This window comes from Lonepinella koalarum, from assembly GCF_004565475.1.
Lineage (GTDB): Bacteria > Pseudomonadota > Gammaproteobacteria > Enterobacterales > Pasteurellaceae > Lonepinella > Lonepinella koalarum.
Window position 1 is genome coordinate 224,474 of sequence record NZ_SRHX01000004.1, and the last position, 9,999, is coordinate 234,472.

General features: G+C 38.6%; 9 protein-coding genes, 2 tRNA genes and 2 rRNA genes. 4 read left to right on the top strand and 9 right to left on the bottom strand.

The window, feature by feature from the left end:
• Positions 1 to 9 precede the first annotated feature (9 nt).
• From rsmA to pyrR, 3 genes are all read right to left on the bottom strand, one after another.
• A complete protein-coding gene (gene rsmA / locus E0709_RS07230; RefSeq protein ID WP_132302195.1) occupies positions 10 to 870 on the bottom strand; it encodes a 16S rRNA (adenine(1518)-N(6)/adenine(1519)-N(6))-dimethyltransferase RsmA in 861 nt (286 codons plus the stop codon).
• Between the two features lie 62 nt (positions 871 to 932).
• Entirely contained in the window at positions 933 to 1,880 is a 948-nt protein-coding gene (locus tag E0709_RS07235; protein ID WP_132302196.1) for a peptidylprolyl isomerase, read from the bottom strand.
• Between the two features lie 72 nt (positions 1,881 to 1,952).
• A complete protein-coding gene (gene pyrR / locus E0709_RS07240) occupies positions 1,953 to 2,489 on the bottom strand; it encodes a bifunctional pyr operon transcriptional regulator/uracil phosphoribosyltransferase PyrR (protein ID WP_132302197.1) in 537 nt (178 codons plus the stop codon).
• Between the two features lie 136 nt (positions 2,490 to 2,625).
• Here pyrR and rdgB point away from each other — a divergent pair, with 136 nt between their 5' ends.
• The 4 genes from rdgB (at position 2,626) to serA (ending at position 6,438) form a co-directional block, all read left to right on the top strand.
• Complete coding sequence (gene rdgB, locus E0709_RS07245) at positions 2,626 to 3,225, top strand: RdgB/HAM1 family non-canonical purine NTP pyrophosphatase (RefSeq protein WP_132302198.1); 600 nt, start codon at positions 2,626 to 2,628, stop codon at positions 3,223 to 3,225.
• Positions 3,225 to 4,379, top strand: a complete 1,155-nt coding sequence (hemW, locus tag E0709_RS07250; protein ID WP_132302199.1) for a radical SAM family heme chaperone HemW — start codon at positions 3,225 to 3,227, stop codon at positions 4,377 to 4,379. The genes rdgB and hemW overlap by 1 nt, the downstream gene beginning before the upstream one ends.
• Before the next feature lie 113 nt (positions 4,380 to 4,492).
• The gene (rpiA, locus tag E0709_RS07255) at positions 4,493 to 5,152 is read left to right on the top strand and encodes a ribose-5-phosphate isomerase RpiA (RefSeq protein WP_132302200.1); all 660 of its coding nucleotides are present in this window, start codon (positions 4,493 to 4,495) and stop codon (positions 5,150 to 5,152) included.
• Positions 5,153 to 5,205: 53 nt separating this feature from the next.
• A complete protein-coding gene (gene serA / locus E0709_RS07260) occupies positions 5,206 to 6,438 on the top strand; it encodes a phosphoglycerate dehydrogenase (RefSeq protein ID WP_132302201.1) in 1,233 nt (410 codons plus the stop codon).
• A 112-nt stretch (positions 6,439 to 6,550) separates the two neighbouring features.
• Here serA and nrdG read toward each other — a convergent pair whose 3' ends face one another.
• From nrdG to rrf (E0709_RS07290), 6 genes are all read right to left on the bottom strand, one after another.
• Positions 6,551 to 7,027: an anaerobic ribonucleoside-triphosphate reductase-activating protein gene (gene nrdG, locus E0709_RS07265; RefSeq protein WP_132302202.1), complete on the bottom strand. Its 477-nt coding sequence runs from the start codon at positions 7,025 to 7,027 to the stop codon at positions 6,551 to 6,553.
• 65 nt (positions 7,028 to 7,092) lie between these two features.
• Entirely contained in the window at positions 7,093 to 9,219 is a 2,127-nt protein-coding gene (gene nrdD, locus E0709_RS07270) for an anaerobic ribonucleoside-triphosphate reductase (RefSeq protein WP_132302203.1), read from the bottom strand.
• Between the two features lie 282 nt (positions 9,220 to 9,501).
• Positions 9,502 to 9,577 (bottom strand) — tRNA-Trp (locus E0709_RS07275).
• Between the two features lie 35 nt (positions 9,578 to 9,612).
• A tRNA-Asp gene (locus E0709_RS07280) sits at positions 9,613 to 9,689 on the bottom strand.
• A gap of 10 nt (positions 9,690 to 9,699) precedes the next feature.
• A 5S ribosomal RNA gene (gene rrf, locus E0709_RS07285) occupies positions 9,700 to 9,815 on the bottom strand.
• A 49-nt stretch (positions 9,816 to 9,864) separates the two neighbouring features.
• Positions 9,865 to 9,980, bottom strand: a 5S ribosomal RNA gene (gene rrf / locus E0709_RS07290).
• Between the last annotated feature and the right edge of the window lie 19 nt (positions 9,981 to 9,999).

Genomic DNA, 9,999 nt, shown 5'->3' on the forward strand with positions numbered 1-9,999 from the left:
CTCCTTGTTTTAATCATCAAGATCGGAAATTTCCGTCTTACTTTCTACCAGTGGATTATCATATAACCAGTTGGCTAATCTGGCATAATCCGCAATACTCAAATTTTCTGCACGAGCATTTAAATCCACCCCCAGTGCGGTGAGATTTTCTGCAGAAAATAGCGTTGATAAGGCATTACGCAAGGTCTTACGGCGTTGATTAAAGGCTTGACTAGTTACACGATTTAACCAGTACAGATCTTTCACTGGATGTGGCAAATTCTGATGGGGAATTAACCGAACCACTGCAGAATCTACTTTCGGTGCGGGCTTAAATGCCGTTGGCGGGACTTCTAACACCGGCATCACTTGGCAAAAATATTGTGCCATAATCGTCAGCCGTCCATAAGCCTTGCTATTCGGGGCAGCACACAGGCGTTTGACCACTTCTTTTTGCAACATAAAGTGCATGTCTTGGATTTTGTCGTGGAATTTGAATAAATGGAACATTAATGGCGTCGAAATATTGTAGGGTAAATTACCAAATACCCGCAATTTTTGTCCTTTTTCCGCTAGGTTTTCATCATTATAAAGTTTGCCAAAATCAAATTGCATGGCATCGGTTTCAATCACCTTTAACTTTTGATGTAAAAAAGGATGATGACGTAAGCGTTCTGCCAGATCGCGGTCTAATTCGATCACGGTTAACTGTTCCACTTGTTCACCGACAGGTTCGGTTAATGCCCCTAAGCCTGGTCCAATTTCTACTAAATATTGCTCTTTTTGCGGATAAATAGCGGATACAATGCCTTGAATGACATTGTCATCATGTAAAAAGTTTTGCCCGAAACGTTTTCGTGCAGTATGTCCTAAATGTCGTTTTGAATTCATGCTGTCTGTATTATGTAAGATAAAAATAAAAAGGTGGGCGATCGCCCACCTGAGAAAATGAGTTATTTAACAAGATATCGAATATCCGCCCCTTTACGCAAGGCTTTTACCCAGTCTTTAGATTCTTCTTGTAATTGCTGATTCACCAAAGTTTCATATGCTTTTTGGTGGAACGTGTTTTCGCTAGCTTCACCTTGTTTAGTATCAGTTACTTCTAAAATATGCCAACCAAATTCCGTTTTAAACGGTGCGGTGATAGTGCCTTTTTTAGCATTAACGATTTGTTTAGCGAATTCAGGCACATAATTATCAGCTGGAGCAAAGCCTAAATCACCGCCATTAGCACCCGATAAATAGTCTTTTGAATAATCTTTAGCCGCCTTTGCAAAAGTGGTTTTACCCGACGTAATATCGGCTCGAACTTTGCTTAATTCTGCTTTGGCTTGATCATCATTTAATAATGGGTTTAACTTTAATAAAATATGACGCACTTTATAATGAGTAGCGGTCAAGGCTTGTTGATTACCGCTATTTTTCGCTTGTTCCCACATTTGATGGCTCAAGGCTTCTACCTGTTCACGGCTAATATCAATATATTTACCAATACTACGATTACGCACTTCTGACATCAAAATTTGATTGGCAATGTTATTACGGAATTGTTGTAATGAAATACCTTGATAATCTAAGACATCTAATAATTGACCATAAGTTAAACCATTTTGAGCAGCAATATTACGTACAATTTGATCCACATGAGCTTGGTTAACTTTTACGCCAGATTCTTTAATCGCTTTTTGCACCAACATATCATCAATAATACTATCTAATGCTTTAGTTCGGTTACTTTCCGTATTCGCCTTACCACCTAATGCCTGTTTTAGTTGGCTTTCTAAAATGGGCGTACCGTCCACGGTCGCCACCACTTGTTCAACGGCTTGTACATTAATTGATATAGCTAATGCACTGATCGCAATGAAGAAAATTGATTTTAAAGAATGAAATTTCATATTTATCCGTTAATAAAAGTTAATTAAATACAACCTGTTAGATTGCAGACTAGGTAAAAAGTTCCACTATCGCTATTGTGACAGCAAAGCCACATTGTAGCAACGATCAAATTTCATGGTTCGTACTTGTACTTTTTCATTTCTACTGGTGGGAACATTCTTACCGACATAATCTGCTCGAATCGGTAATTCACGGTGTCCGCGATCCACAAGAATGACTAATTCAACTTTAGATGCGCGCCCAAAATCGACTAAAGCATCCAGCGCAGCCCGAATTGTCCGCCCAGTGAATAATACATCATCCACTAAAATAACGGTTTTATTTTGAATGTTAATATAATCAGAAGACCCTTTATACACGGGTATTTGGCTTGGTTCAGCATATTCTAAATCATCACGATAAAAAGTAATATCTAAATCAAACGAAGGGAGTTGCTGTTGGGTTAAATCATAAATTTTACGTTTAATCAATTCCGCAATTTCAGAACCACGACGTTTAATACCAACAATAATAAGCTCATCTAAATCTGCGTGTTTTTCAATAATTTCATGAGAAATGCGAGAAATAGTTCGCATAAACTGGTCTTCATCAATGATGATTTTTTCCATAAAAAATCCTTGCTTTCAATCAGAGAAACTAAATTAGTACTACTATAGCAAAATTCAGACAAAAATGACCGCACTTTGATGAAAAAATCTTTATAATAGGCAGAAAATATACCAATCAACAGAAAGCGGAGAAAAAATGACACATAAAGTGGTTCTGGCAACAGGTAATCAAGGTAAAGTGAGAGAGATGTCTGATATATTAGCTGATTTGGGCTTTGAAGTGATCGCTCAAACGGATTTAGGCATTGAAAGCCCAGAAGAGACAGGATTAACGTTTGTGGAAAATGCCTTATTAAAAGCGCGTTATGCGGCTAAACGCTCAGGTTTGCCAGCAATTGCTGACGATAGCGGATTAGTGGTTGCCGCATTAAATGGCGAGCCCGGATTATATTCCGCCCGTTATGCGGGTGCTGAGGGTGAAAATGCAGAAGCGTTAAATCGTCAGAAATTATTACAAAAATTGACGAATGTACCAGCAGAACAACGTCAAGCAAAATTCGTCAGTTGCATTGTGTTATTACAACACGAAACCGATCCAAGCCCCATTATCGCGGAAGGAGAATGTTTCGGGCAAATTGGTTTTGTGGAAAAAGGATCAAACGGTTTTGGTTATGACAGCTTATTTTTTAGCCCAGAAAAAAATTGTACTTTTGCGGAATTAGATCCCGCTGAGAAGAAAAAAATCTCCCATCGAGCTAAAGCCTTAGCCGTACTAAAAGTAAAATTACAAAAATAATGACAACACTTTGCCTCCCGCCATTAAGTTTATATGTGCATATTCCTTGGTGTGTACAAAAATGCCCTTATTGTGATTTTAATTCCCATGCTCAAAAGGGTGAAATTCCAGAAAGGGAATATGTACAACATCTGTTAACCGATTTACAACAAGATCTTGATCGCTTGAAAGACAGCGTACAGGATCGTTGTTTACATTCCATTTTTATCGGTGGTGGCACGCCGAGTTTATTTGGTGCGGAAAGTATTCATCAATTATTACAGGGTATTGAACAACAGATCCCTTTTTCGCCGAACATTGAAATCACCTTAGAAGCCAACCCCGGCACTGCCGAAGCAGAACGTTTTAAGGGCTATGTCAAAGCGGGCATAACACGTATTTCTATGGGAATCCAAAGTTTTAATGATGAACAATTACAAGCGTTAGGACGTATTCACAACGCTGAAGAAGCCAAAACCGCGGTGCAATTTGCTAAAGATTCCGGACTGAACAGTTTTAATCTAGACTTAATGCACGGTTTGCCGAATCAGACGTTGCCACAAGCATTAGATGATTTACGCCAAGCTATTGTCTTAAATCCGCCACATTTATCTTGGTATCAGCTCACCATTGAACCCAATACCCTGTTCGCCTATCGCCCGCCGCGTTTGCCCGATGACGATGAACTTTGGGATATTTTCGAACAAGGGCATCAATTATTAACCGAGGCAGGTTATCAACAATATGAAACGTCTGCGTATGCCAAACCTGATTTTCAATGTCAACATAATTTAAATTACTGGCGTTTCGGCGATTATTTAGCCATCGGTTGTGGCGCGCATGGCAAAATGAGTTTTACCACAGGTGAAATCTTGCGTTATAGCAAAACCAAACACCCCAAAGGCTATATGCGTGGTGAATATTTATATGAAGAAAAAAATGTACCAGAAATAGAGCGCAGTTTTGAATTTTTTATGAACCGTTTTCGCTTGCTGGAGGCGGTGCCTAAAATAGCATTTGAGCAATTTACAGGGCTAGTGCAAAGTGCGGTGCAAAAACAGATAGATTTTGCAATTAAACAAGGTTATGTACAAGAAACGCACGAACATTGGCAAATCACCCAACATGGCAAGTTGTTTTTAAATGAATTATTGGAATTATTTTTGCCTGATTAATATGAATGGTTTTATCACTGGCTATGCAATAATTTCCTGTATGATTAGCTTGTCTATCTCGCTTTTTAGTATTAAAGTGTAACAATCGTTTTACAAAAAACTAAGGATTAAAAATGGATCAACTCGAAATGAAAAAACAGGCGGCGCAAGCGGCGTTGCAATTTGTGAAACCTGATATGATCGTGGGGGTGGGTAGCGGTTCCACGGTGAATTGTTTTATTGATGCACTTGGCAGCATGGCAGATCAAATTAAAGGTGCCGTGGCGGCATCCAAAGCATCAGAAGAATTGTTATGTAAGCAAGGCATTGAAGTATTCAGTGCGAATGATGTGTCGAGCTTAGATATTTATGTGGACGGTGCGGATGAAATCAATCCACAAAAAATGATGATTAAAGGCGGTGGGGCGGCGTTAACTCGTGAAAAAATCGTGGCATCATTGGCGAAGAATTTTATTTGTATTGTGGACAGTTCAAAACAAGTGGATGTGTTAGGTTCAACCTTTCCTTTACCGGTAGAAGTGATTCCGATGGCACGTTCTCAAGTAGCGCGTAAATTGGTCGCCTTAGGAGGCTCGCCAGAATGGCGTGAAAATGTGATCACAGATAATGGCAATGTGATTTTAGATGTACATAATTTCAACATTCTGAATCCAGTAGAAATGGAAAAAGAATTAAACAATGTGGCTGGTGTAGTGACTAACGGGATTTTTGCTTTAAATGCGGCAAATACTGTTATTATTGGTACACCAGACGGTGCAAAAATAATTAAATAAAACACCGCACTTTACTTTTTTAAATACATCACATAATTAAAGGAAATGCAAATATGACAACTAAAGTGTCTTTAGATAAATCAAAGATTAAGTTTCTGCTGTTAGAAGGGGTACATCAAAATGCCCTAGATATTTTAAAAGCAGCAGGTTACACCAATATTGAATACCACAAAAAAGCCCTTGAACCGGAAGAGCTAAAAGAGGCAATTAAAGACGCTCATTTTGTGGGATTACGTTCCAGAACACATTTAACGGCTGATGTGATTGCGGAAGCCAAAAAACTGATTGCTGTCGGCTGTTTCTGTATTGGTACCAATCAAGTGGATTTAAATGCAGCGAAAGCACGTGGAATTCCAGTGTTTAATGCCCCATTCTCCAATACGCGTTCCGTGGCAGAATTGGTCTTAGGCGAGATTTTACTCTTAATGCGTAATATTCCGGCGGCTAATGCACAAGTTCACCGTGGTGAATGGAATAAAAGTGCGGTGGGTTCTCGAGAAGTTCGTGGTAAACGCTTAGGTATTGTGGGTTATGGTCATATTGGTTCACAATTAAGTATTATTGCGGAATCCTTAGGGATGAATGTGTTCTTCTATGATGTGGAAACCAAATTACCTTTAGGGAATGCTCAACAACTTTCATCATTAGAAGAATTATTAAGTACCAGCGACATTGTGTCATTACACGTACCTGAATTACCGTCCACGAAAAACCTAATGAATGCAAAACGTATTGCACAATTAAAACCGGGTTGTATTTTTATTAATGCTGCTCGTGGAACTGTGGTGGATATTGACGCTTTGGCTGAAGCCTTAGCACAGAAAAAAATCCGTGGTGCTGCCATTGATGTATTCCCTGTGGAACCCGCATCTGCGGACGAAATGTTTGAGTCGCCATTACGTCAATTTGATAATGTAATTTTAACCCCACATATCGGTGGTTCAACTACGGAAGCTCAAGAAAATATCGGTACCGAAGTGGCAAATAAATTTGTTAAATATTCCGATAATGGTTCAACCCTTTCTTCGGTCAATTTCCCAGAAGTTTCTTTACCAGAGCATATTGGCACAAAACGTTTATTACATATTCATCACAATAAACCGGGTATATTAAATAAAATTAACCAAATTTTTGTGGAAAGCAATATTAATATCGCTGCACAATATCTACAAACTGATCCGCAAATCGGTTATGTAGTGATTGATGTAGAAACGGAGAATACCGATGGTTTATTAACCAAACTCAAAGCCATTGAGGGGACGATTAGAGCGAGAGTATTGTTCTAAAAGTTTGTAAAAACTAACCGCACTTAATCTACACCCCAAAAGTTAGACTAATAACTAATTAAGGTGTAGATTTTTGGCATCTAATCAGATCAAATTTGCCATACTTTCATTTTCAAAAATCACTTTCTTTCAACCGATATATTACCTGATTAGCCGAACCACGCCAGACTAGACTTGGATCAGCTTGCTCTTGAATAAATTTACCATCAATTAGCACATCAATATAAGGTAACATTTGTCTCTGCTGATCTGTAAGCTCTGCCAGCGTATAGCCCGTCCATAGCCAAATATCTTTGTCTGGACATTGTTGTTTTACGCGTTTAACAAATGGTAATAAACATTCTACATTGCGTGGATGTAAGGGATCGCCGCCAGAAAGAGTTAAACCTTGGCGCTTAATCCGTGTATCTTGTAAATCTCGAATAATTTGTTGTTCCATGGCGTTATCAAAAGGCAAACCCGCACTAAATGACCAGCTTTTTTGATTATAACACCCTTTACAAGCATGCTCACAACCGCTTACAAAGAGCGTACAGCGTGTGCCTTCACCATTGACGATATCCACAGGATAATATTGTAAATAATTCATTTTATTAGAAAGAGAGAAAGTGCGGTGATTTTTGGAAATCTTTATCAAAAATACCGCACTTTAGATTATAAATGTTTCACCCGACGTTTCACTTCTTCTTGTTTACCGGGGTTAAACGGTCGAGCATCCGGGCTACCTAAGTAACCGCACACACGACGAGTGACGGATACCGTATTACTATCATGGTTGCCACATTTAGGACAGGTAAAACCCTTACTTGTACACTCAAATTCACCAGTAAAACCACAAAGATAGCATTCGTCAATCGGTGTGTTTGTACCATAATAAGGCACTCGGTCATAACTATAATCCCACACATCTTCCAAAGCTTTGAGATTATGCTGAATATTTGGATATTCCCCATAACAAATAAAACCACCACTGGCTAACGGTGGATATGGCATCTCAAAATCCAGCTTATCGTATGGATTGACTTTCTTCTCTACATCGAGATGATAACTATTGGTGTAATAACCTTTATCCGTCACCCCTTCAATAATCCCAAACTGTTTGGTATCCAAACGACAAAAACGATCACAAAGGTTTTCACTCGGTGTGGAATAAAGGCTAAAAGCGTAACCCGTTTCCGCACTCCAACATTTCACCGCATGGCTTAAATGTTGCACAATATTGATGCCTTTTTCTCGTAAAATTTCGCTATCATAAATATGTCCGGCTTGATATAACGCATTCACTGTCTCATAGATACCGATATAGCCAAGAGAAATAGACGCTCTGCCATTTTTGAAAATCTCCGCCACACCATCATCTGCTTTTAATCGTACGCCACAAGCCCCTTCCATATATAAAATTGGTGCGACTCGAGCTTTGGTTTGCTCAAGTCGTGCAATACGAGTTAATAAGGCTTTTTTAGCAACTGCTAAGCGTTGATCTAAAATTTGATAAAAACGCGATTCGGAACCTCGCGCTTCTAAAGCAATACGCGGTAAATTTAAACTCACCACGCCAAGATTATTACGCCCATCATGAATTTCTTGTCCATGCTCTAGATATTTACCTAAAAAACTACGACAACCCATTGGGGCTTTAAATGATCCTGTGACGTTTACTACTTGCTCATAATTTAAAATATCAGGATACATCCGCTTAGAAGCACATTCTAAGGCTAATTGTTTAATATCATAATTAGGATCCTGAATAGAATGATTCACACCTTTTTTGATCGTGAAGACTAATTTAGGGAAAACGGGGGTTTTATGATTCTTACCCAAGCCACGAATACGATTTTGTAAAATAGATTTTTGGATTAAACGAGACTGCCAGCTTGTGCCTAAACCAAAACCAAAAGTCACAAAGGGGGTTTGACCATTTGCAGTATGTAACGTATTCACTTCATATTCTAAAGATTGAAACGCATCAAAACATTCTTTTTCAATAAGCGTATTAGCATAACCTTGTGGATCAGGGATTTGCCACTGTTCGGCGATCTTAAGTAATTTCTCATAACTAATTTGTACATAAGGTGCTAACACTTCATCAATTCGATTAATGGTTGTCCCACCATAAATATGGCTAGCTACTTGAGCAATAATTTGTGCGGTTACGGCCGTTGCCGTACCAATAGATCTAGGTGGTTCAATTTCTGCGTTACCCATTTTAAAACCTTGAGTCAGCATGCCATTGAGATCAACTAACATACAGTTAAACATAGGAAAAAATGGGGAATAGTCTAAATCATGGTAATGAATTTCACCTTTCTCGTGAGCATCAACCACATCTTTTGGTAACAAATATTGTTTAGCATAATGTTTAGCGACAATACCGGCTAATAAGTCTCGCTGTGTTGGGATAACTTTGGCATCTTTATTGGCATTTTCATTTAAAACCGCCATATTCGTTTGTTCAATCAACCCTTCGATTTCTCGGGTTAAGGTGCTATGTTTTTCACGAGCAGAATCTCGATCGTGGCGATATTCAATATAAGCTCTTGCTACCTGTGGATATTCACTCGCCATTAATTTATTTTCTACGATATTTTGAATATGGCTAATGTCTATTTCTGTTTGATAAGTGGAAAAGATTTCATCACAAACTTGTTGACCGATTTTGTGATAATAACGTTCATCATAAATATTGACGGCTTTAGATGCTTTTTTGATGGCATTAATAATCCGTTGAATTTCAAAACTAGCAAGTGAACCATCTCGCTTGGTAACAGAAAAAGAAACCATAACAACCCCATATATTGTGTTTATTAAAAATGAAAACACTATATATAGAATAATCATGAAATTCAAGTTAAAAATATGACGAAAGTTTGACTCAGATCAAAGGTAAAAATTAACTCATTAATTTAGTTAAAGTAATTAAGCTAAAAATATTATGAATTTTTCACCGCACTAAAGTAAATAACCCACAATGATCTGAAATTTGCAAAGCATATCAAATTTACGATACTTGAAGTATAAATTTACTGAATGAAAAATTAACAGATTAATAATAAAGAGATAAAATGGCAGGGGCGGAGAGGCTCGAACTCCCAGCATTCGGTTTTGGAGACCGACGCTCTACCAATTGAACTACGCCCCTGTAAATAGAGAGCTGATTAAATCAGCAAAATAAGTTGGCGGAATGGACGGGACTCGAACCCGCGACCCCCTGCGTGACAGGCAGGTATTCTAACCAGCTGAACTACCACTCCACAAATTAGGTGTTGGCAGTGACCTACTCTCACATTGGGAAACCCAACACTACCATCGGCGTAACAGCATTTCACTTCTGAGTTCGGCATGGGATCAGGTGGAGCTACTGCACTATGGCTGCCAAAAATTCTTTATTTGGTTAATTCACTTAAGCAAGTGAACTAAGCAAATAAAACCTGATAGTGACCTACTCTCACATTGGGAAACCCAACACTACCATCGGCATCACAGCATTTCACTTCTGAGTTCGGCATGGAATCAGGTGGCGCTACTGCATTATGACCATCAGAAATCAGGGTTCAGATGACA

Excerpts from the sequence above, each read along its gene's own strand:
- rdgB (WP_132302198.1), top strand. The coding sequence starts at position 2,626 with ATGACACATAAAGTGGTTCTGGCAACAGGTAATCAAGGTAAAGTGAGA.
- nrdD (WP_132302203.1), bottom strand. The coding sequence starts at position 9,219 with ATGGTTTCTTTTTCTGTTACCAAGCGAGATGGTTCACTTGCTAGTTTT.
- hemW (WP_132302199.1), top strand. The coding sequence starts at position 3,225 with ATGACAACACTTTGCCTCCCGCCATTAAGTTTATATGTGCATATTCCT.
- rpiA (WP_132302200.1), top strand. The coding sequence starts at position 4,493 with ATGGATCAACTCGAAATGAAAAAACAGGCGGCGCAAGCGGCGTTGCAA.
- E0709_RS07235 (WP_132302196.1), bottom strand. The coding sequence starts at position 1,880 with ATGAAATTTCATTCTTTAAAATCAATTTTCTTCATTGCGATCAGTGCA.
- nrdG (WP_132302202.1), bottom strand. The coding sequence starts at position 7,027 with ATGAATTATTTACAATATTATCCTGTGGATATCGTCAATGGTGAAGGC.
- rsmA (WP_132302195.1), bottom strand. The coding sequence starts at position 870 with ATGAATTCAAAACGACATTTAGGACATACTGCACGAAAACGTTTCGGG.
- serA (WP_132302201.1), top strand. The coding sequence starts at position 5,206 with ATGACAACTAAAGTGTCTTTAGATAAATCAAAGATTAAGTTTCTGCTG.
- pyrR (WP_132302197.1), bottom strand. The coding sequence starts at position 2,489 with ATGGAAAAAATCATCATTGATGAAGACCAGTTTATGCGAACTATTTCT.